Here is a 20,877-nt window from a genome sequence, read left to right as displayed (position 1 = left end):
ATGAAAACGCTGCTGATCATTGACTCCGGTCTCGGACAGGCTCGTGCCTATATGGCGAAGACCCTGCTGGGCGCGGCGGCACAAAAAGCGCATCTGGATATCATTGATAACCCGGGTGATGCTGAAATGGCGATTGTTCTGGGCGACAAAATCCCCGCGGACAGCGCCCTGAACGGCAAAAAAGTATGGCTGGGCGATATTAACCGCGCGGTGGCACACCCCGAACTGTTTCTGAGCGAAGCAAAAGGTCATGCGACGGTTTACAGCGCACCCGTTGAGGCCGCGCCGGTCGCAACCGCTGGGCCGAAACGCATTGTTGCGGTAACGGCTTGCCCGACAGGTGTGGCTCACACCTTTATGGCGGCTGAAGCCATTGAAACCGAAGCGAAAAAACGCGGCTGGTGGGTGAAGGTTGAAACTCGCGGCTCTGTTGGCGCGGGTAATGCCATCACACCGGAAGAGGTGGCCGAAGCCGATCTGGTGATCGTGGCGGCCGATATCGAAGTGGATCTGGCGAAGTTTGCCGGTAAGCCGATGTACCGCACCTCAACCGGCCTGGCGCTGAAGAAAACTGCGCAGGAGTTTGATAAAGCGCTGGCGGAAGCCAAACCTTATCAGGCGACCGGTGCGGCTAAGACGCCTGGCGAAGGTAAGAAAGAGTCTGCGGGTGCCTATCGTCACCTGTTAACCGGGGTTTCCTACATGCTGCCGATGGTGGTGGCGGGCGGCCTGTGTATTGCGCTCTCCTTTGCCTTTGGTATCGAAGCCTTTAAAGAGCAGGGCACGCTGGCGGCAGCGTTGATGCAGATTGGCGGCGGCTCCGCGTTTGCGCTGATGGTGCCGGTGCTGGCGGGCTTTATCGCCTTCTCCATTGCTGACCGTCCGGGTCTGACGCCGGGTCTTATCGGCGGTATGCTGGCCGTGAGCACTGGTTCTGGCTTCATCGGCGGTATCATCGCCGGTTTCCTTGCCGGTTACGTGGCGAAGCTCATCAGCTCTAAGCTGAAGCTGCCGCAGAGTATGGAGGCGCTGAAACCTATCCTGATCATCCCGCTGATTTCCAGCCTGGTGGTCGGTCTGGCGATGATTTACCTGATTGGTAAGCCGGTCGCGGGCATTCTGGAAGGTCTGACCCACTGGCTGCAAACCATGGGGACGGCGAACGCGGTGCTGTTGGGCGCAATCCTCGGCGGTATGATGTGTACCGACATGGGCGGTCCGGTAAACAAAGCGGCATACGCGTTCGGCGTTGGCCTGCTGAGTACCCAGACCTACGCGCCGATGGCGGCGATCATGGCGGCAGGTATGGTGCCTCCGCTGGCACTTGGCCTGGCGACAATCATTGCCCGTCGTAAGTTCGATAAAGCGCAGCAGGAAGGCGGCAAAGCGGCGCTGGTGCTGGGTCTGTGCTTCATTACCGAAGGCGCAATCCCGTTTGCGGCGCGCGATCCAATGCGTGTTCTGCCATGCTGTATCGTCGGCGGTGCGGTAACGGGAGCTATCTCCATGGCGGTAGGTGCGAAACTGATGGCACCGCACGGCGGTTTGTTCGTCCTGCTGATCCCTGGCGCCATCACGCCGGTGCTGGGCTACCTGCTGGCGATTGTTGCCGGTACGCTGGTGGCGGGTCTGTCTTACGCGGTGCTGAAGCGTCCGGAAGCGGAAGTGGTCGCAAAAGCAGCCTAAAAGAGGTGTCGGGTGGCGGCTTCGCCTTACCCGACCTACAAAAAAGCCGGGTCGCGTTAAGCGCCCGGCTTTTTTTATGCCGCCTGTTCAGCGGTCTGCTGTGCCTTCAGCCAGGCAATCTCTTCTGCCCAGATATCCGGATTGATGGTTTCCAGCACCATTGGAATGCCGTCGAAGCGGGGATCCTGCATGATAAAGCGGAACGCATCGTGGCCGATATTACCTTCGCCCAGGCTGTGGTGACGGTCTACGCGGCTGCCGAACGCGCTTTTCGCATCATTTAAGTGCATACCGCGAAGATACTTAAAGCCAACAATACGCTCGAACTCCTCGAAGGTATTTTTTGTGGCCTCGGTTGTGCGCAGATCATACCCGGCGGCAAACGCGTGGCAGGTATCTATGCACACGCCCACGCGGGATTTGTCTTCCACGCCGTCGATGATCGCCGCCAGATGCTCAAACTTAAAGCCGAGGTTGCTGCCCTGACCGGCGGTATTCTCAATCACCGCCGTCACGCCCTGGGTTTTATCCAGCGTCATGTTGATGGACTCGGCGATGCGCGCCAGACAGGCGTCTTCGTCGATTTGCATCAGATGGCTACCGGGATGGAAGTTCAGCAGCGTCAGCCCCAGCTGTTCACAGCGCTGAACCTCATCCAGGAATGCTTCGCGGGATTTTTCCAGCGCCTCAGCAACCGGGTGGCCGAGGTTAATCAGGTAGCTGTCGTGCGGGAGGATCTGCCCAGGCCCATAGCGGTATTTCTCGCAGGCGGCTTTGAAGTCATCAATCACTTCCGCGGTGAGGGGAGCTGCGCGCCACTGGCGCTGGTTTTTGGTGAACAGGGCGAAAGCGGTCGCCTCGATTTCGGCGGCGCGAATGGCGGCATTCGCAAGGCCACCGGCAGCGCTGACGTGCGCTCCAACATATTTCATAAAAAGACTCCTGTTAACCCGAAATGCCTATGATAGCGGGTTAACAGGAGAAGGACGAGATGGTTTATGCCAACAGGCTGTGTACCGCAAGGTTAATCGCACCGCCGCCAACAATCAGCCAGATGAACAGCACCAGCGCCATCAGCAGCGGTTTCGCCCCGGCTTTTTTCAGCGCGCTGACGTGCGTGGTGACGCCCAGCGCCGCCATCGCCATCGCCAGCAGGACCGTATCCAGCGTGACCAGCATATCCACCATCACTTTTGGCAGCAGGTGGAAAGAGTTGAAGATAGCGACCACGATGAACAGGATCGCAAACCACGGAATGGTGATTTTGCTTTTCTCGCTGCCGCCTGCAGGAGCCAGCTGTTTAACCCGCGCCGCGAGGAAAATCAGGAACGGGGCCAGCATCATCACGCGCAGCATTTTGGCAATGACCGCCGCGTTTTCCGCTTCCGGGTTAATGGCGTGACCTGCCGCCACCACCTGCGCCACTTCGTGCATGGTTGAGCCGATATAAATGCCGTAGGTTTCCGGGCTAAACCAGTGCGCCACCAGCGGATACATGGCTGGATACAGGAAGATCGCCAGCGTACCGAAGATAACTACCGTCGCGACGGCAACCGTGACTTTACTGGCTTCGGCTTTGACTACCGGCTCTGTTGCCAGTACAGCCGCTGCGCCGCAGATGCTGCTACCCGCACCGATCAGCCAGCTGGTCTGTTTGTCCAGTCCAAAGATCTTCTGGCCGATAAAGCACGCCAGTAAAAAGGTGCTCGAAAGGGTCAGGACGTCGATGGCAATCCCGCTGACACCCACATCCGCAATCTGCGAAAAGGTGAGACGGAAGCCATAAAGGATGATCCCGAGACGTAATAAATGCTGCTTGGCGAAAATCACGCCGCCGTCGCAGGATTTCCAGATATGCGGGTAAACGGTGTTCCCGACCACCATGCCGAGCAGAATGGCCAGCGTCAGGGCGCTGAACCCTGCACCGGCAACAGCCGGTATACTGCCACCCCATAAGGCCACGCCGGTAACCACGGCGCTGAGCGCGAGACCCGGCACGAAGTGCCACACTGTACGATGATGTTGTAAGGTGATTTCTGACATAACCTTCTCCTTTGTCTGGCTAAAGGTTACGGCGCTCTGGCTTAAAAATAAAATTGATTATATATTTATAATCAATCTTTATAAGTGGTAAGCAACCATGCACATTACATTGCGTCAGCTGGAAGTTTTTGCCGAGGTGCTGAAAAGCGGCTCGACAACCCAGGCGTCACAAATGCTGGCGCTCTCGCAGTCCGCCGTTAGCGCGGCCTTGACCGATCTTGAAGGGCAACTGGGCGTCCAGCTTTTCGACAGGGTAGGAAAGCGACTGGTGGTGAACGAACATGGCCGCCTGCTGTATCCGCGTGCCCTGGCCTTGCTTGAGCAGGCAACGGAGATCGAACAGCTGTTCCGCGAGGACAACGGCGCTATTCGCGTCTACGCCAGCAGCACGATCGGTAACTACATCCTGCCGGAAGTGATCGCCCGCTACCGCCGGGATTTTCCGACCCTGCCGCTGGAGATGAGCGTCGGCAACAGCCAGGACGTGATTAACGCGGTGATTGATTTCCGCGTGGACATCGGTCTTATCGAAGGGCCGTGCCACAACGTCGATATCATTGCGGAGCCCTGGCTTGAGGATGAGCTGGTGGTGTTTGCTTCCCCGGCCTCTTCTTTACTACAGGGCGAGGTTACGCTGGAGCGTCTGGCGCAAGCGCAGTGGATCCTGCGAGAGCAGGGCTCCGGCACGCGTGAGATTGTCGATTATCTACTGCTGTCCCATCTGCCGCAGTTCCAGCTAGGGATGGAGTTAGGTAACTCCGAGGCCATTAAGCATGCCGTACGTCATGGCCTGGGCATTAGCTGTCTTTCCCGAAGGGTGATCGCCGAACAGCTGGAAACCGGCTCTCTGGTTGAGATCCCCGTTCCGCTGCCGAAGCTGGTGCGCACGCTGTGGTGCATCCACCATCGTCAGAAACACCTTTCCAGCTCGCTCCAGCGTTTTCTGCGCTATTGCGAGATGTAAAAGCGCCCCTCACCCTGGCCCTCTCCCCAAAGGGGAGAGGGAAAAATTATGCTTTACTTATAATCCTGGCCGAGTCATGAAGCTCTCTTATAACTGAGCATTTCTGCCGGAAGCAACGCAGATCGTCTGCTACAATCGCGCCTCATTTATTGAATGGACAGCATTTTCACATGGTTTCAGAAACTAAAACCACAGAAGCGCCCGCGCTACGTCGCGCACTTAAGGCGCGTCACCTGACGATGATCGCCATTGGCGGCTCCATCGGTACGGGTCTTTTCGTTGCCTCTGGCGCAACAATTTCGGCAGCCGGCCCGGGTGGGGCATTATTCTCTTATATCCTGATTGGCCTGATGGTCTACTTCCTGATGACCAGCCTGGGCGAACTGGCGGCATACATGCCGGTGTCTGGTTCGTTTTCGACCTACGGACAAAAATACGTTGAGGAAGGCTTCGGCTTCGCGCTGGGCTGGAACTACTGGTACAACTGGGCGGTGACCATCGCCGTTGACCTCGTCGCCGCACAGCTGGTGATGACCTGGTGGTTCCCGGACACGCCCGGCTGGATCTGGAGCGCCCTGTTCCTGGCGGTCATCTTCCTGCTGAACTACATCTCCGTGCGCGGTTTCGGCGAAGCGGAATACTGGTTCTCTTTGATTAAAGTGGCAACCGTCATCATCTTTATCGTCGTCGGTGTGGCGATGATCGTTGGTATTTTCAAAGGGGCCGAACCGGCGGGCTGGAGTAACTGGACAATAGGCGATGCGCCGTTTGCCGGGGGCTTCTCGGCGATGATTGGCGTGGCGATGATTGTCGGCTTCTCCTTCCAGGGCACCGAACTGATTGGCATTGCGGCCGGTGAATCCGAAAACCCGGAGAAGACCATCCCGCGCGCGGTGCGTCAGGTGTTCTGGCGTATCCTGCTGTTCTATGTGTTCGCGATCCTGATTATCAGCCTGATCATTCCGTATACCGACCCAAGCCTGCTGCGTAACGATGTGAAAGACATCAGCGTCAGCCCGTTCACCCTGGTCTTCCAGCACGCGGGTCTGCTCTCTGCGGCGGCGGTGATGAACGCGGTTATCCTGACGGCGGTACTGTCTGCGGGTAACTCCGGGATGTACGCCTCTACCCGCATGCTCTACACCCTGGCCTGCGACGGTAAAGCGCCGCGTATTTTCTCGAAACTGTCTCGCGGTGGCGTGCCACGCAATGCGCTGTATGCGACCACGGTGATTGCGGGTCTCTGTTTCCTGACCTCCATGTTCGGCAACCAGACGGTCTACCTGTGGCTGCTTAACACCTCTGGTATGACGGGCTTCATTGCCTGGCTGGGCATTGCCATCAGCCACTACCGTTTCCGTCGCGGGTACGTCAAGCAGGGTCATGATCTGAATAACCTGCCGTACCGGTCAGGGTTCTTCCCGCTGGGGCCGATCTTCGCCTTCGTTCTGTGCCTGATCATTACCCTGGGCCAGAACTATGAGGCCTTCCTTGCGGACACCATTGACTGGGGCGCCGTCACGGCCACCTATATTGGCATTCCGCTGTTCCTGATCATCTGGTTTGGCTACAAACTGACGAAAGGAACGCGCTTCGTTCGCTACAGTGAAATGGATTTCCCGGAACGATTTAAACAATAACCGCACTTCCTCTCTTTTAGCCCGCTCAATCGAGCGGGCTTTTTTATGGGCAGATCAGAAGCTGTAGGTCATGCCAACGGTATAGCGACGGCCATCCAGCACGGTGTCATACGTATCGTAGTCAATCTGCTTATCGAGCATGTTATACACACCGGCAGTAACCAGCAGGTTTTTGTTGGCGTTGTAGCGCATACCGACATCAACCTGAGTGTAGGACGGTGTACCCTGGGACATTGACGTGCGGCTCAGGTACTCAGACGTTTTACCGCGCAGGTTCAGACGGCTCCAGAAGCCGACGTCGGGCGTTGCCTGCCAGTCCAGGGTGGTGTTGAACATGTGTTTTGGCATTTTGTTCAGTGGCTTGCCGGAGAACTGGCCGCTCTTCTGCTCGGATTCCGTATAGGTGTAGTTTGCAGTCCAGTTCACATCGCGCGTGATTTTCCAGCCGAACGAGGACTCCACACCGCGCATATTGGCTTTGTCCACGTTGACGCGATCGCTGACGAAATCATAGCTATGATCGCCAATCGTACAGGCGGGATCGGCGCTGCTGTTACAGCGGCGAACTTCCGTAATCTTGTCCTTGAAGTCGGTATTAAACAGGGTCACACCGGCATTAAGGTTATCGTTGTTATCCCAGAGCAGGGCGAGCTCTTCGCTCAGGCTCTTCTCGGGTTTCAGATCCGGGTTGCCGACGATGATACCGTCAAGACGGCCGCCACCTGTCACCTGGCCCCAGCTGGCAGATGACTGACGCAGATCCGGCGCACGATAGCCAGCAGAAACCCCGCCTTTCAACGTCCACTGATCGGCCAGGTGCCATACGCCGTAACCGCGCGGCGTCCAGTTCGTCCCGTAGTTTTGGTCTTTATCCATACGCAGGCCGCCGGTCAACGTAAAGCTTTCCGTCATTGACCATTCATCTTCGGCAAACAGGGCCCAGCTCCAGCGCGTCAGTTTGTTCAGGCCGTCAGCAGCTTCCAGCTGATTACCGTTGTCGCGCAGTTTCTCATAGCGGTACTGCCCGCCGAGGGTCAACGTATGATCGCCGAGGAAGATCTGGTTCTGGTTGTTAAAGGTGGTGTTGTAGGAACGCATTTTGCGACCTGGATTATTGGTCTCTTCCTGCTGGATATAGCTGGTGGTATTGAAGTCGTCGTAATAACCACTGTGGGTTAACGAGTAGGTCGTGTGCTCATAGCGCGAGTCGCTTTTGGTATTTGGCGTACAGGTTGTTCCCCGGCAGGTTTCAGCTGCTTTCGACATCCCCGGGGTGCTGTTTCTGTCCTGAAGCTCGCGAGCAAAGTCGAGATCGAAATCGTTCTTCTCGTCCGGCGTGAAGTTCAGCGTAATGCCACCGTTACGCATTTTCTGCTCGTTATAGCCGTTCACGATTTTATCTTCTGCGCGGCGTGACAACAGCCCCGTCACTTTTGCACCCAGCAGCCCGTCAATCAGGGGACCAGAGGCGTAGGCGTTGGTCTGGAAGATATCGCCGGAGTCATGATTTTCCTGGAAGGTGGCGTCGCCATGCAACGAACCGGTCCAGGCTTTGGTGTTCGAGACTTTTTTGGTAATGACGTTAATGACGCCACCCATAGCATCGGAGCCGTAAAGCGAGGACATCGGGCCGCGGATGACCTCGATGCGCTCAATGGACTCCAGCGGCGGCAGCCAGCCTTGTTCAATACCCGAGTTGTCGCTGTTTGGGCGGGTGCTTCGCGTACTGACGCGTTTGCCGTTCACCAGGAACAGGGTGTACTGAGAGGCCATGCCGCGAATACTGATATCACTGCTACTTCCACCGCCGGTGACGACGACGCCCGGGACATCTCTCAGGGCATCGGTAACATCACGGTAGGCTTTATCTTCAATCTGCTGTTTTGAAATCACAGAGATGGAGGCGGGGGCATTCTGGATCTTTTGTTCAAAACCCGTCGCGGTAACGACAACGGTATCCTGATCGGCTGCGTGAACGAAGGGGGAACATGTGGCAGCGCCAATGGCGACGGCCAGGAGCTTAATGCGTGGTATTGTCATTTGTACATTCCGTATAAAAATGAAAAAAACTCCATCGGGATAACCCTGAGAACTGTATGTTTTTGTCTTGTAAGAACTCTTTGAGATGGAGAAGAGCCTGGAATTGTACAAAAGAATGTAGAATTGTAAACACAAATGATAATTGAAATCATTTGTGTTTGAGTGAGGGCGACGGAAAACAGGCTGGATTCAAGCGGATAGGATTATGTAAATGAGGGGAAAGGCCCGACAGGCGAGAGGCTATCGGGCAAACAGCTGTATTTACGCGAACAAATGTGTCGCATGGAAGCGAAGATGATCTTCAATAAAGGACGCCATAAAGTAATAGCTGTGATCGTATCCCGGCTGTATGCGCAGAGTCAGCGGCCAGTCCTTCTGGCGCGCGGCTTCCGCCAGCACCGCAGGCTGTAACTGCCCGGCGAGGAACTGATCGGCATCACCCTGATCCACCAGCATCGGGATAGCGTCTTCTGGCTGGCTTGCCAGCAACAGCGCACAGCTGTCCCATTCCTGCCATTTCTCTGCATCCTCACCCAGATAGTGCGTGAAGGCTTTTTGCCCCCACGGCACCTGCGTTGGGTTCACAATCGGCGCAAATGCGGACACGCTGGTGTATTTCCCCGGATTTTTCAGCGCCATTATCAGCGCCCCGTGGCCACCCATCGAATGTCCGCTTATCGCGCAGCGCTCGCTGACCGCGAACTGAGAGTGCACCAGGGCAGGGAGTTCATCGCGAATGTAGTCATACATGCGGTAATGGCTCGCCCAGGGTTGTTCCGTGGCGTTGAGATAGAACCCGGCGCCTTTACCCAAATCGTATCCGGCATCGTCGGCCACGTCATCGCCACGCGGGCTGGTATCTGGCATCACCAGCGCAATGCCCAGTTCGGCGGCAATACGCTGGGCGCCCGCTTTGGTGGTGAAATTTTCGTCGTTGCAGGTCAGGCCTGAAAGCCAGTACAGCACCGGTGGATTGTCCGCAGGGGGCAGGAAAATGCTGAACGTCATAGCACAGTTCAGCGTGGTGGAGTCGTGCCGCCAGCGCTGCTGTCGACCTTCAAAACAACGATGCTCTTCGAGCAGTTCCATGCAGGGCTCCTTATCCGAAAGACTATTCATAAAACGCATAATACAGAGTTTTCATTGACCTGTGAGCAACTTTCACTTTCGCAGGACGGCGAGATGTTGCATCATAAATTTACTTTTCTTTAACAATTGGAGCGATCATGGCGCTGCGTATCGCGCTCAGCGGATTTGTGGTTCTGGTCGTGGCGATGGGGATAGGGCGCTTCGCCTTCACGCCTCAGGTGCCGCTGATGATTGCCGCCGGGCAACTCACGCTCACCAGCGCGGGGCTGGTGGCGGCAATGAACTACCTGGGCTATCTGGTGGGGGCATGGGATGCTATGCGCGCTCATCGCTTCGTTGAAACGCGTCTCTGGCTTGGCATCACTGGCGCGGTGGCGCTGACGCTGCTCTCTGCGGCGGCAGATAATGCTGTCGTTCACGGTCTGCTGCGCTTTGTGATCGGCTGCATGAGCGGCTGGTCGATGGTGCTGATTGCCGCCTGGACCAACGAGCGGCTGGGGCAGCTGGGCAAGCCGGGGCTTAGTGCAGCCGTCTTTGCCGGACCCGGGGCCGGCATCGCCCTGAGTGGCCTGCTGGCGGTCTATATTCAGGCGAGATCCCTGTCTGCCGGCGCGGCATGGCAAATCTACGGCGTACTGGCGCTGGTGCTGATTGCGCTGGTGGCGCGCTATCTGCCGCGCGCGGGCCAGCTTCATCGCCCCGGTACCGCGCCTGAGCCGTTGCTGCTGACTACGGATCTCAGGCGTCTGGTCTGGAGCTACAGTCTGGCAGGGTTCGGCTATATCCTCCCCGCGACCTTTTTATCTCAAATGGCGGCGGTGCGTTTTCCCGGCAGCCTGTTTGCCCAGTTTGTCTGGCCAATATTTGGCGCCGCCTCGGTGGTGGGGATTGCGATCAGTATTGCCCTGCGGCATACATCAAGCGCTAACCGCAGGCTGGCGATTGTTCTCTGGTTACAGGGGATAGGCGTGCTGGCGGCCTGGCTGCTGCCGGGCATTGGCGGCTTGCTGACGGGTGGGCTGCTGGTGGGCGGCGGGTTCCTCTGCGCCGTGCAGCTCTCTCTTCTGTACGGTCGCGAGCTGGCGCCAGATCATACGCGTTATATGGCGGGACTGCTCACCACCGGGTATGCCATTGGTCAGCTGATTGGTCCGGTCACGTCGGCACTCTCGACCTGGCTCACGCACCGGCTGGAACCTGCGCTGGGGCTGGCGGGGATCGCGCTGTTCGCTGGCGGAGCGTTAGTCTGGAACCGTCAGGCTGAAAGGCAACAGCAATTGCAATAATTATCGACGTGAATACTGGATTATGTGCGTCGCCTCACGCACAATGAGCGCACACTTTTGCCACAACGAGGGCAAAAGACGCCACACCTGCAGGAGAAAAGAATGTCATCACTCAGTAAAGAAGCAGCCCTTGTCCATGAAGCGCTGGTTGCGCGCGGTCTTGAAACGCCACTGCGCCCGCCCGTGCAGGAGCTGGACAATGTTACCCGCAAGAGTCTGATCGCCGGCCATATGACGGAGATCATGCAACTGCTGAATCTCGATCTGAGCGACGACAGCCTGATGGAGACGCCGCACCGCATCGCGAAAATGTACGTCGACGAAATTTTCTCCGGCCTGGATTACGCGAACTTCCCGAAAATCACCGTCATTGAAAACAAGATGAAGGTCGATGAGATGGTGACGGTACGCGATATCACGCTGACCAGCACCTGCGAGCATCACTTTGTGACCATCGATGGTAAAGCGACGGTGGCCTATATTCCAAAAGATACGGTCATTGGCCTGTCCAAGATCAACCGCATCGTGCAGTTCTTTGCCCAGCGTCCTCAGGTGCAGGAGCGTCTGACGCAGCAGATCCTGACCGCACTGCAAACCCTGTTGGGGACTAACAACGTGGCGGTGTCTATCGACGCGGTTCACTACTGCGTGAAAGCGCGTGGCGTGCGTGATGCAACCAGCGCGACTACCACCACCTCGCTGGGCGGCCTGTTCAAATCGAGCCAGAACACCCGCCAGGAGTTTCTGCGCGCCGTGCGCCACCACAACTAATCAGACAGGGCAGGGACCATGGAGCGAAACGTCACGCTCGATTTTGTTCGCGGCGTCGCCATTCTCGGTATCCTGCTGCTGAATATCAGCGCCTTCGGTCTGCCGAAGGCCGCCTATCTGAACCCTGCATGGTATGGCGACATCACGCGCAGCGACGCCTGGACGTGGGCAATCCTTGATCTCTTCGCACAGGTTAAATTTCTGACCCTCTTTGCGCTTCTGTTTGGCGCGGGACTTCAGCTTCTCCTCAAACGCGGTACGCGCTGGATCCAGTCGCGTTTAACGCTGCTGGTTATCCTCGGTTTTATTCACGGGCTGCTTTTCTGGGACGGCGATATTCTGCTCGCGTATGGTCTGGTGGGCCTGATTTGCTGGCGGCTGATCCGCGACGCGCCCGGTGTAAAAAGCCTCTTTAACACTGGCGTGATGCTCTATGTCATGGGACTGACCGTGTTATTGCTGCTTGGCATGATCGCTGATGCTTCCACCAGTCGTTCGTGGATCCCGGATGCGGCCAATCTGCAATATGAGCAGTTCTGGAAGCTGAAAGGCGGCATGGAAGCGATCGGCAACCGGGCCGATATGCTCGGCGATAACCTGCTGGCGCTGGGGGCGCAATACGGCTGGCAGCTGGCGGGGATGATGCTGATGGGCGCAGCCCTGATGCGCACCGGCTGGCTGAAAGGAGAATTTAGCCTGCGACACTATCGTCTCACAGGCGCTGGCCTGGTACTGCTCGGCGTGATGATTAACCTTCCGGCGGTGATCGTACAGTGGCATCTTCAGTGGGATTATCGCTGGTGCGCCTTCCTGTTGCAGGTGCCGCGCGAACTGAGCGCGCCGTTCCAGACCATTGGCTATGCGGCGCTGATCTATGGCTTCTGGCCCCGGCTTTCTCGCCTGTGGATCGTCAGTGCGGTGGTCTGCGTTGGACGGATGGCGTTAAGCAATTACATCCTGCAAACGCTGATATGTACCACGCTTTTCTACCGATTCGGCCTGTTTATGAAATTCGACCGCCTGACGCTGCTGGCGTTTGTTATTCCGGTCTGGATTGTTAACGTGGTGTTTTCAGTTATCTGGCTGCGTTTTTTCCGCCAGGGCCCGCTGGAGTGGGTATGGCGACGGTTAACCGCCCTTGCGTCGGGCGTGTCATTGCGTAATACATCCAGATAACGATCTGGATCACAATCATTAACAAAACGGATGTAAGCGTTTTCATCTGTGTGAGCTTCTTCACGTAGTCTCTTCTCTCTCGCTGCCAGAATAGCCACCTTGCTAAACACAGGGGGTGTCTGTGAGTTGCTGCAATCCTTTTAAGGGTGGTGAATATGATCACCATTCGTGACGTCGCCCGCCAGGCGGGTGTTTCTGTTGCTACTGTCTCCCGCGTGCTGAACAACAGTGCGCTGGTCAGCCCTGAAACGCGTGAAACCGTAATGAAAGCCGTGACCCAGCTGGGGTACCGGCCAAACGCCAATGCTCAGGCGCTGGCGACGCAGGTCAGCGATACCATTGGCGTCGTGGTGATGGACGTGTCGGACGCCTTCTTCGGCGCGCTGGTCAAAGCGGTGGACGTCGTTGCTCAGCAGCACCAGAAATATGTGCTGATTGGCAACAGCTATCACGAGGCTGAAAAAGAGCGTTATGCCATTGAGGTACTGATCCGCCAGCGCTGTAACGCCCTGATTGTGCACTCAAAAGCCCTGAGCGATGAAGAGCTGGCCGGGTTTATGGAGCAGATCCCCGGTATGGTGCTGATCAACCGTATCGTCCCCGGTTATGCGCACCGCTGTGTCGGTCTGGATAACATCAGCGGCGCGATGATGGCGACGCGGATGCTCATCAGTAACGGCCATCAGCGCATTGGTTATCTGGCTTCCAGCCACGGTATTGAAGACGACATGATGCGCCGTGAGGGCTGGCAAAACGCCCTGAAAGAACAGGGCATTGCGCCGCTGGAGAGCTGGGTTGGTACCGGTTCGCCGGACATGCAGGGCGGTGAAGCGGCAATGGTGGAACTGCTGGGGCGTAATCTTCAGCTGACGGCCGTGTTTGCCTATAACGACAGCATGGCGGCAGGTGCGCTTACCGCGCTGAAAGATAATGGCATTGCGGTGCCGCAGCATTTATCGCTGATCGGTTTTGATGATATCCCGATTGCCCGTTACACCGATCCGCAGCTGACAACGGTGCGTTACCCTATTGCGTCGATGGCGAAACTGGCGACAGAGCTGGCGTTACAGGGGGCGGCAGGACTGTTAGATCCTGACGCAACGCATTGTTTTATGCCGACTTTAGTACGCCGCCATTCGGTCGCTATCCGACAAACTGTGGCTCCGATCACTAACTGATAACATCACGTGATGTAACCGTTTTCAATCTGTGAGTAAATTCACAGTATCTTAACAAGCCGCTGTCTATGATGTCAGCGTTTTAGGGGCTGAAACACAATGTAACGGTGATTATTCACTTTTACCGTTACCAGAATGCCTCAAACAACGAATAAAACGCATTTCTGGAGCGTTACCGAACACGGAAGCTGGACATTTTATAAGTGAACTTCGGCGATCAGTAACGTTTTATTAACATCTGCCCGCCGACCGTTTTTCACAAGAACTACCCTGCATAAAAAAAACCGGAGATACCATGAATAAGAAGGTGTTGACTCTGTCTGCTGTCATGGCAAGCATGCTTTTTGGCGCAGCAGCACACGCAGCGGATACCCGTATTGGCGTGACTATCTATAAATACGACGACAACTTCATGTCCGTTGTGCGTAAAGCAATTGAAAAAGATGCTAAATCAGCGCCAGACGTGCAGCTGCTGATGAATGACTCCCAGAATGACCAGTCCAAACAGAACGATCAGATTGACGTTCTTCTGGCAAAAGGCGTGAAAGCGCTGGCTATTAACCTGGTTGACCCGGCTGCGGCAGGTACGGTGATCGAGAAAGCACGCGGCCAGAACGTGCCGATTGTCTTCTTCAACAAAGAGCCTTCCCGTAAAGCGCTGGACAGCTACGATAAAGCGTATTACGTGGGTACTGACTCCAAAGAGTCCGGGATTATCCAGGGCGATCTGATTGCGAAACACTGGGCGGCGAACCCAAACTGGGATATGAACAAAGATGGTCAGATTCAGTTCGTTCTGCTGAAAGGCGAACCGGGCCATCCGGATGCTGAAGCACGTACCACCTACGTTATTAAAGAGCTGAACGACAAGGGCCTGAAAACCCAGCAGCTGGCGTTAGACACCGCAATGTGGGACACCGCTCAGGCGAAAGATAAGATGGATGCGTGGCTCTCTGGCCCGAACGCCAACAAAATTGAAGTGGTCATCGCCAACAACGATGCAATGGCAATGGGTGCAGTTGAAGCGCTGAAAGCACACAACAAATCCGCCATTCCTGTATTCGGTGTGGATGCCCTGCCAGAAGCGCTGGCGCTGGTGAAATCTGGCGCAATGGCCGGTACCGTGCTGAACGATGCTAACAACCAGGCGAAAGCCACCTTCGATCTGGCGAAAAACCTCGCTGATGGTAAAGGCGCTGCTGACGGCACCAGCTGGAAAATTGAAAACAAAATCGTTCGCGTTCCTTACGTGGGCGTAGACCAGTCCAACCTGGCTGAGTTTATCGGTAAATAAGTTATCTGAATTGTCTTCACTGGGCGCAATTCGTTGCGCCCTTTTATAACGCGATATGCGAGGCCAACAAGGTATAATTATGGTCAGCACAACTACTCAGTCGTCCGGTGAATACTTGTTGGAAATGACCGGTGTTAACAAGTCATTCCCCGGTGTTAAGGCGCTCGATAATGTTAATTTAAAAGTTCGTCCTCACTCTATTCATGCGTTAATGGGTGAAAACGGTGCGGGTAAATCAACATTATTAAAATGCCTTTTTGGGATCTATCAAAAAGATTCTGGCAGCATTCTTTTTCAGGGAAAAGAGATCGACTTCCATTCAGCGAAAGAAGCGCTGGAGAACGGTATCTCGATGGTACACCAGGAATTAAACCTGGTTCTGCAACGTTCAGTTATGGATAATATGTGGTTGGGCCGCTATCCAACCAAAGGTGTCTTTGTTGATCAGGATAAAATGTATCGCGACACCAAAGCCATTTTCGATGAGCTGGATATTGATATTGACCCGCGCGCACGCGTCGGGACATTATCCGTTTCCCAGATGCAGATGATCGAAATTGCCAAAGCGTTCTCCTATGATGCGAAAATCGTGATCATGGATGAACCGACATCGTCATTGACGGAAAAAGAGGTTAACCACCTTTTTACCATCATCCGTAAGCTGAAAGATCGCGGCTGCGGCATTGTCTATATCTCACATAAAATGGAAGAGATCTTCCAGCTGTGCGATGAAATTACCATCCTGCGCGATGGCCAGTGGATTGCCACCCAGCCGCTGGAAGGGCTGGACATGGACAAGATCATCGCCATGATGGTTGGCCGTTCATTGAACCAGCGCTTCCCGGATAAAGAAAACAAGCCGGGCGAAGTGATTCTGGAGGTGCGTAACCTGACCTCACTGCGTCAGCCGTCCATCCGCGATGTCTCTTTCGATTTGCACAAGGGCGAGATCCTTGGTATCGCAGGGCTGGTGGGCGCTAAGCGCACCGATATCGTGGAAACCCTGTTTGGTATCCGTGAGAAAGCCGAGGGCACCATTACCCTGCACGGTAAGAAAATCAACAACCACAACGCCAATGAAGCCATTAATAATGGTTTTGCGCTGGTGACGGAAGAGCGGCGTTCCACCGGTATTTACGCTTATCTTGATATTAACTTTAACTCGTTAATTTCTAATATTCGCAATTACAAAAACAAGGTCGGGTTGCTGGATAATTCCCGCATGAAGAGCGATACCCAATGGGTGATTGACTCCATGCGCGTGAAAACGCCGGGCCACCGCACGCAAATTGGCTCACTCTCGGGAGGGAACCAGCAGAAAGTCATTATTGGTCGCTGGCTGTTAACCCAGCCTGAAATACTGATGCTGGATGAACCTACGCGCGGTATCGACGTGGGTGCAAAATTCGAGATTTACCAGCTGATCGCAGAGCTGGCGAAAAAAGATAAAGGGATCATTATTATTTCTTCCGAAATGCCGGAATTGTTAGGGATCACAGACCGTATTCTGGTTATGAGCAATGGTCTCGTTGCCGGTATTGTTGAAACCAAAACGACAACGCAAAACGAAATTTTGCGTCTTGCGTCTTTGCACCTTTAAGATCAGGGGCTCCTCATGAGTGCGTTAAATAAAAAAAGTTTTCTCACTTATCTGAAAGAAGGCGGTATTTACGTTGTTCTTTTAGTCTTGCTGGCGATAATTATTTTCCAGGACCCAACGTTCTTAAGTCTGCTGAACTTAAGTAATATTCTGACCCAGTCTTCCGTACGTATTATCATCGCACTGGGCGTGGCAGGGCTCATCGTTACCCAGGGGACAGACCTTTCGGCAGGGCGCCAGGTGGGTCTGGCGGCGGTTATTGCGGCAACCCTGTTGCAGTCGATGGAAAACGCCAACAAGGTGTTCCCGGAGATGGCGACCATGCCGATTTTCGTGGTGATCCTGATCGTATGCGCCATCGGCGCGGTAATTGGCCTGATTAACGGCATCATAATTGCTTACCTGAACGTGACGCCATTCATCACCACGCTTGGCACGATGATCATCGTTTATGGTATCAACTCCCTGTACTACGATTTCGTCGGCGCGTCTCCAATCTCTGGCTTCGAAAGCGGCTTCTCGACCTTCACGCAGGGGTTTGTTGCGCTGGGTAGCTTCCGTCTCTCCTATATCACCTTCTATGCGCTGATTGCGGTGGCGTTCGTCTGGATCCTGTGGAACAAAACCCGCTTCGGTAAAAACATCTTTGCTATCGGCGGCAACCCGGAAGCGGCGAAAGTCTCCGGCGTCAACGTGGCTCTGAATCTGCTGATGATTTATGCCCTGTCCGGTGTGTTCTACGCCTTCGGCGGGATGCTGGAAGCAGGCCGTATCGGCTCTGCCACCAACAACCTCGGCTTTATGTACGAACTGGATGCGATTGCGGCCTGCGTTGTCGGCGGCGTCTCCTTCAGCGGCGGCGTGGGTACCGTGCTGGGCGTGGTGACCGGTGTGATCATCTTCACCGTGATCAACTACGGCCTGACCTACATCGGCGTGAACCCGTACTGGCAGTACATCATCAAGGGCGCGATCATTATCTTCGCGGTTGCCCTGGATTCACTGAAGTACGCGCGTAAGAAATAAGTTCTTCAGAATGGAAAGGCCCGCTCACGTAGCGGGCCTTTTTTTGCCCGGTGGCGCGACGCTTACCGGGCCTACAAAATCGCGATCGTAGGTCGGGTAAGGCGAAGCCGCCACCTGACATCAGTTATTACTTCTTCTGCATTTCCAGCAGCTGCTCCGGCGTCACCGCCGGATAACCTTGCGCATTTTCAGGCACTTCGTGCATCGTTGGGATCGGCACCAGCGGGCCTAAAAAGCGCGGTTCACGCTTGAACAGGTACAGGTCAGCCAGCGCGCCAAAACGGGCGCCAAACTCGCGTACGCGCACGCTCAACATATCCTTTGGCGACGGCACGGCGTAGCACTGGGCCTGGATCCCCATATGCAGGGCGATAAACAACGCCCGCTCGCAGTGGAAACGCTGGGTGATGATGATGAAATCATTGGTGTCGAACACCTTGCGGGTGCGCACGATGGAATCAAGGGTGCGGAATCCGGCGTAGTCGAGCACGATATCGGCCGGGTCGACGCCTGCGGCAATCAAATCTTTGCGCATCGTCACCGGCTCGTTATAGCTTTGCAGGGCGTTATCGCCGCTTAACAGCAGATAGTTCACCTTGCCGCTGTTATAGGCGTTCAGTGCGCCCTGAATACGATACCGGTAATACTGATTGATGACGCCGGTGCGGTAATACTTGGCGGTGCCAAGCACCACGCCAACCTGGCGGTAGGGGAGGTCCTGTAGGTCATCAAAAATGTAGGGAGCTGTTTTCCAGCTCATCCAGCGGTCGAGACCCAGCACGATCAACAGCAGTATGCCGACCAGGACAGACAGGCTGTAAAACACGCGCTTTAACATGCAGATGGCTCGTACCGATGATGAAATTTCCCTCAGGCTACTGTACCCGCCTGGTTAGCGCAAGAAACAGCGATTCAACTGAGGGGTTTTTCATCAGACTGGCGGGCAAATTTGCCCGCCGAACAGATTATGCCAGCAGCACGCGGTCGATGGTTGAACAGCCCAGCGCTTTCAGCGTGGCTGCGGTCGCGTCCCACTGGATCAGCGGTGCATCGGCCTTTTCAGCGAGGATCGCGCGCTGAATATCCGGGTAGTCATACCCGTTCAGGCTGAGCAGGTTCAGGGCGCCCTGGAGCGGAGGCAGCGTCGGGTTAAACGCGGCGTTCTCTGCATAGCTGCCGGTGAAGATGCGGCCGTCGCGGCACTGAAGGGCGACGCCGCTTGGTGATTTGCTGTATGGCGTGTGGCTTTTATTGGCGGCGGCAATGGCCGCTTCGCTGAGCGCATCCCCTGAGAGCGCGTAACCGTGGTCCTGCTCATCCATCAGCAGGGTTTTGATCTCAAGATCTTTAGGGCCAAAAGCATCCGGCAGGTAATCACCCAGCGTATGCGGCGCGCGTCCCGGCAGGTTGATACGCAGTTCAAGACCGCTGTTCAGCTCATTCATAAACTGGCGGCAGTGGCCGCAAGGGGTATAGTTGACGGTGATGGCGCGCAGGGCCTTTTCGCCGCGCAGCCAGGCGTGACTGATGGCACTCTGCTCCGCATGAACGGTTTGCTGCATGGTCGCACCGAGAAACTCCATGTTCCCGCCGAAGTACCAGGTCCCGCTCACGCCGCGCGCAATTGCGCCTACGTTAAAATGGGAAAGGTCAGCGCGAGCGCAAGCAGCCGCCAGCGGCAGCAGGGCGAAAGCCAGCGCGTCTTCGTCCAGCCCCGTTGCCTGTTTAAGCGTCGTGACCTGATCTGCCGTCAGCAGGGCGGGGAAATGCGCATCCGCCAGAACCGGAGCCAGGGCTGATTGCAAATTCTCTGCAAGCTGAGAGAAAGCAGCTTGAAAACGTGGATGCATGACGTTGCCTCATCAAGGTTAATGGATCGGTAGTGTACGGAGCCGTACGGCCTTTATATGTGATCCAAATCTCATTATGTATGCAACTTATGAAATGAAAATGAAATTTGCGCGACGCATCGCAAATTTTAGCCCATTACTGCCAGAATAATTGGGAAGATAAACGGCGCGACCAGGGAGGTTATAATCCCGCAGATCACCAGCGCCAGGGAGCTGAATGCCCCTTCCTGATAATCCAGCTCCGCGCAGCGTGCGGTGCCCAGCGCGTGCGAGGCGGTACCCATCGCCAGACCGCGCGCCGCTTTGGTACGAATTTTCATGATATTCAGCAGCGTATGACCAAACACCGCGCCCAGGATACCGACGAAAATCACGCACACGGCGCTGATGGCCGGAATGCCGCCGATACTGCCGCCCACGGCCATGGCAATCGGCGTAGTAACGGATTTAGGCAGGATAGAGGCGGCGATCTGCGGCGATGCGCCCATCAATAAGGCCACCGAGGTACCGGTGATCATCGCAACAAGGCTACCCACAAAGCAGATGGTAATGATGGATTTCCAGCGCGCGCGGATCTGATGCAGTTGCTCATATAAAGGAAACGCCAGCGCCACCACGGCAGGCTGCAACAAATCGTTGAGGATCTTGCTCCCGGCGAAGTAACGTTCATAAGAAATGCCGGTGAGCAGCAGAAAAGGAATAATCACCACCATGGCGACCAGCAGCGGGTTGAGCAACGGCATTTTGAAACGAACCGCAAGCTTACGCGCAGCAAAGAACACCACCAGGGTTAACGGCAGGGACCACCAGATATTCGCCATCATTTTTTTGTTTTCTCCCCGATGACCTTACGTTCGCCATGCACAATATGTGAGCTCCAGCTGACGACCAGGAAAACCACCAGCGTACTGATGGCGCAGGAGACCACTATCGGGCCGAACTGCGCCTTAAGCACATCGTAATACTGCATAACCCCAACGCCGATAGGCACAAAAAGCAGGGCCATATAGCGAATGAGAACGAAGCACCCCGGGTTGACCCATTTCGCGGGCAGCACCTGTAATGCCAGCAGCACAAACAGGATCAACATGCCGATAATGCTGCCGGGGATGGTAATAGGCAGCAGCGACGCGATAAAAATGCCGGCGTACAGGCAGGCATAAATCAGGACGAAGGCGCGAAGGTATTGCCAGATAGTATTCAGTGATTTGCTCATGGTGAAAGTCCTTGCTGA

General features: G+C 55.5%; 18 protein-coding genes. 10 read left to right on the top strand and 8 right to left on the bottom strand.

Annotated features, from left to right (window positions below; genetic code table 11):
• Entirely contained in the window at window positions 1-1,686 is a 1,686-nt protein-coding gene (gene fruA / locus ACQG03_RS14515; protein ID WP_022648704.1) for a PTS fructose transporter subunit IIBC, read from the top strand.
• A 74-nt stretch (window positions 1,687-1,760) separates the two neighbouring features.
• Here the strand turns inward: fruA and nfo are convergent, their stop codons facing one another.
• Together nfo and ACQG03_RS14505 are read right to left on the bottom strand one after the other, a co-directional pair.
• Complete coding sequence (gene nfo / locus ACQG03_RS14510; protein WP_023300589.1) at window positions 1,761-2,618, bottom strand: deoxyribonuclease IV; 858 nt, start codon at window positions 2,616-2,618, stop codon at window positions 1,761-1,763.
• Between the two features lie 64 nt (window positions 2,619-2,682).
• Complete coding sequence (locus ACQG03_RS14505; protein WP_023306611.1) at window positions 2,683-3,729, bottom strand: YeiH family protein; 1,047 nt, start codon at window positions 3,727-3,729, stop codon at window positions 2,683-2,685.
• A gap of 97 nt (window positions 3,730-3,826) precedes the next feature.
• Here ACQG03_RS14505 and yieE point away from each other — a divergent pair, with 97 nt between their 5' ends.
• Window positions 3,827-4,693 carry a DNA-binding transcriptional regulator YeiE gene (gene yieE / locus ACQG03_RS14500; RefSeq protein ID WP_003859337.1) on the top strand — a complete coding sequence of 289 codons (867 nt, stop codon included), beginning with the start codon at window positions 3,827-3,829 and terminating at the stop codon, window positions 4,691-4,693.
• A 170-nt stretch (window positions 4,694-4,863) separates the two neighbouring features.
• Window positions 4,864-6,333, top strand: coding sequence for an amino acid permease (locus tag ACQG03_RS14495; protein ID WP_022648700.1), 1,470 nt, complete (start codon window positions 4,864-4,866; stop codon window positions 6,331-6,333).
• 54 nt (window positions 6,334-6,387) lie between these two features.
• On the opposite strand, the gene ACQG03_RS14490 is transcribed toward ACQG03_RS14495, so the two are convergent.
• Together ACQG03_RS14490 and fghA are read right to left on the bottom strand one after the other, a co-directional pair.
• Window positions 6,388-8,373 carry a ligand-gated channel protein gene (locus ACQG03_RS14490; RefSeq protein ID WP_032623906.1) on the bottom strand — a complete coding sequence of 662 codons (1,986 nt, stop codon included), beginning with the start codon at window positions 8,371-8,373 and terminating at the stop codon, window positions 6,388-6,390.
• A 261-nt stretch (window positions 8,374-8,634) separates the two neighbouring features.
• Window positions 8,635-9,462: an S-formylglutathione hydrolase gene (gene fghA / locus ACQG03_RS14485; RefSeq protein WP_038416422.1), complete on the bottom strand. Its 828-nt coding sequence runs from the start codon at window positions 9,460-9,462 to the stop codon at window positions 8,635-8,637.
• A gap of 137 nt (window positions 9,463-9,599) precedes the next feature.
• Between fghA and ACQG03_RS14480 the strand changes: the two genes are divergently transcribed.
• The 7 genes from ACQG03_RS14480 to mglC all read left to right on the top strand — a co-directional run bounded on the left by ACQG03_RS14480 (window position 9,600) and on the right by mglC (window position 17,793).
• Window positions 9,600-10,748 (top strand): YbfB/YjiJ family MFS transporter, encoded by a 1,149-nt coding sequence (locus tag ACQG03_RS14480; protein ID WP_063163785.1) that lies wholly within the window; start codon window positions 9,600-9,602, stop codon window positions 10,746-10,748.
• Between the two features lie 102 nt (window positions 10,749-10,850).
• The gene (gene folE / locus ACQG03_RS14475) at window positions 10,851-11,519 is read left to right on the top strand and encodes a GTP cyclohydrolase I FolE (RefSeq protein ID WP_017383384.1); all 669 of its coding nucleotides are present in this window, start codon (window positions 10,851-10,853) and stop codon (window positions 11,517-11,519) included.
• Between the two features lie 18 nt (window positions 11,520-11,537).
• Complete coding sequence (gene yeiB, locus ACQG03_RS14470) at window positions 11,538-12,695, top strand: DUF418 domain-containing protein YeiB (RefSeq protein ID WP_063163786.1); 1,158 nt, start codon at window positions 11,538-11,540, stop codon at window positions 12,693-12,695.
• 155 nt (window positions 12,696-12,850) lie between these two features.
• Complete coding sequence (gene galS / locus ACQG03_RS14465; protein ID WP_003859324.1) at window positions 12,851-13,873, top strand: HTH-type transcriptional regulator GalS; 1,023 nt, start codon at window positions 12,851-12,853, stop codon at window positions 13,871-13,873.
• 295 nt (window positions 13,874-14,168) lie between these two features.
• A complete protein-coding gene (gene mglB / locus ACQG03_RS14460; protein WP_022648695.1) occupies window positions 14,169-15,167 on the top strand; it encodes a galactose/glucose ABC transporter substrate-binding protein MglB in 999 nt (332 codons plus the stop codon).
• 79 nt (window positions 15,168-15,246) lie between these two features.
• Window positions 15,247-16,767: a galactose/methyl galactoside ABC transporter ATP-binding protein MglA gene (gene mglA, locus ACQG03_RS14455; RefSeq protein ID WP_003859320.1), complete on the top strand. Its 1,521-nt coding sequence runs from the start codon at window positions 15,247-15,249 to the stop codon at window positions 16,765-16,767.
• 15 nt (window positions 16,768-16,782) lie between these two features.
• Window positions 16,783-17,793 (top strand): galactose/methyl galactoside ABC transporter permease MglC, encoded by a 1,011-nt coding sequence (gene mglC / locus ACQG03_RS14450; RefSeq protein WP_022648694.1) that lies wholly within the window; start codon window positions 16,783-16,785, stop codon window positions 17,791-17,793.
• A 127-nt stretch (window positions 17,794-17,920) separates the two neighbouring features.
• Here the strand turns inward: mglC and sanA are convergent, their stop codons facing one another.
• From sanA to ACQG03_RS14430, 4 genes are all read right to left on the bottom strand, one after another.
• Window positions 17,921-18,631, bottom strand: coding sequence for an outer membrane permeability protein SanA (sanA, locus tag ACQG03_RS14445; protein ID WP_022648693.1), 711 nt, complete (start codon window positions 18,629-18,631; stop codon window positions 17,921-17,923).
• A gap of 127 nt (window positions 18,632-18,758) precedes the next feature.
• Entirely contained in the window at window positions 18,759-19,643 is an 885-nt protein-coding gene (gene cdd / locus ACQG03_RS14440) for a cytidine deaminase (protein ID WP_022648692.1), read from the bottom strand.
• A gap of 128 nt (window positions 19,644-19,771) precedes the next feature.
• A complete protein-coding gene (locus tag ACQG03_RS14435; RefSeq protein WP_038416419.1) occupies window positions 19,772-20,467 on the bottom strand; it encodes a CidB/LrgB family autolysis modulator in 696 nt (231 codons plus the stop codon).
• Window positions 20,464-20,859, bottom strand: coding sequence for a CidA/LrgA family protein (locus ACQG03_RS14430; protein WP_022648690.1), 396 nt, complete (start codon window positions 20,857-20,859; stop codon window positions 20,464-20,466). Before ACQG03_RS14430 ends, ACQG03_RS14435 begins: the two co-directional genes overlap by 4 nt.
• Between the last annotated feature and the right edge of the window lie 18 nt (window positions 20,860-20,877).

The organism is Enterobacter cloacae complex sp. 342H5 (assembly GCF_050030905.1).
GTDB classification, from domain to species: domain Bacteria; phylum Pseudomonadota; class Gammaproteobacteria; order Enterobacterales; family Enterobacteriaceae; genus Enterobacter; species Enterobacter intestinihominis.
The sequence above is the reverse complement of the archived record's forward strand: the minus strand, read 5'-3'. Positions and strand labels throughout refer to the sequence as shown.

Bases quoted from the DNA above. Each gene is read 5' to 3' on its own strand.
- fruA (WP_022648704.1), top strand. From the start codon at position 1: ATGAAAACGCTGCTGATCATTGACTCCGGTCTCGGACAGGCTCGTGCC.
- nfo (WP_023300589.1), bottom strand. From the start codon at position 2,618: ATGAAATATGTTGGAGCGCACGTCAGCGCTGCCGGTGGCCTTGCGAAT.
- ACQG03_RS14505 (WP_023306611.1), bottom strand. From the start codon at position 3,729: ATGTCAGAAATCACCTTACAACATCATCGTACAGTGTGGCACTTCGTG.
- yieE (WP_003859337.1), top strand. From the start codon at position 3,827: ATGCACATTACATTGCGTCAGCTGGAAGTTTTTGCCGAGGTGCTGAAA.
- ACQG03_RS14495 (WP_022648700.1), top strand. From the start codon at position 4,864: ATGGTTTCAGAAACTAAAACCACAGAAGCGCCCGCGCTACGTCGCGCA.
- ACQG03_RS14490 (WP_032623906.1), bottom strand. From the start codon at position 8,373: ATGACAATACCACGCATTAAGCTCCTGGCCGTCGCCATTGGCGCTGCC.
- fghA (WP_038416422.1), bottom strand. From the start codon at position 9,462: ATGGAACTGCTCGAAGAGCATCGTTGTTTTGAAGGTCGACAGCAGCGC.
- ACQG03_RS14480 (WP_063163785.1), top strand. From the start codon at position 9,600: ATGGCGCTGCGTATCGCGCTCAGCGGATTTGTGGTTCTGGTCGTGGCG.
- folE (WP_017383384.1), top strand. From the start codon at position 10,851: ATGTCATCACTCAGTAAAGAAGCAGCCCTTGTCCATGAAGCGCTGGTT.
- yeiB (WP_063163786.1), top strand. From the start codon at position 11,538: ATGGAGCGAAACGTCACGCTCGATTTTGTTCGCGGCGTCGCCATTCTC.
- galS (WP_003859324.1), top strand. From the start codon at position 12,851: ATGATCACCATTCGTGACGTCGCCCGCCAGGCGGGTGTTTCTGTTGCT.
- mglB (WP_022648695.1), top strand. From the start codon at position 14,169: ATGAATAAGAAGGTGTTGACTCTGTCTGCTGTCATGGCAAGCATGCTT.
- mglA (WP_003859320.1), top strand. From the start codon at position 15,247: ATGGTCAGCACAACTACTCAGTCGTCCGGTGAATACTTGTTGGAAATG.
- mglC (WP_022648694.1), top strand. From the start codon at position 16,783: ATGAGTGCGTTAAATAAAAAAAGTTTTCTCACTTATCTGAAAGAAGGC.
- sanA (WP_022648693.1), bottom strand. From the start codon at position 18,631: ATGTTAAAGCGCGTGTTTTACAGCCTGTCTGTCCTGGTCGGCATACTG.
- cdd (WP_022648692.1), bottom strand. From the start codon at position 19,643: ATGCATCCACGTTTTCAAGCTGCTTTCTCTCAGCTTGCAGAGAATTTG.
- ACQG03_RS14435 (WP_038416419.1), bottom strand. From the start codon at position 20,467: ATGATGGCGAATATCTGGTGGTCCCTGCCGTTAACCCTGGTGGTGTTC.
- ACQG03_RS14430 (WP_022648690.1), bottom strand. From the start codon at position 20,859: ATGAGCAAATCACTGAATACTATCTGGCAATACCTTCGCGCCTTCGTC.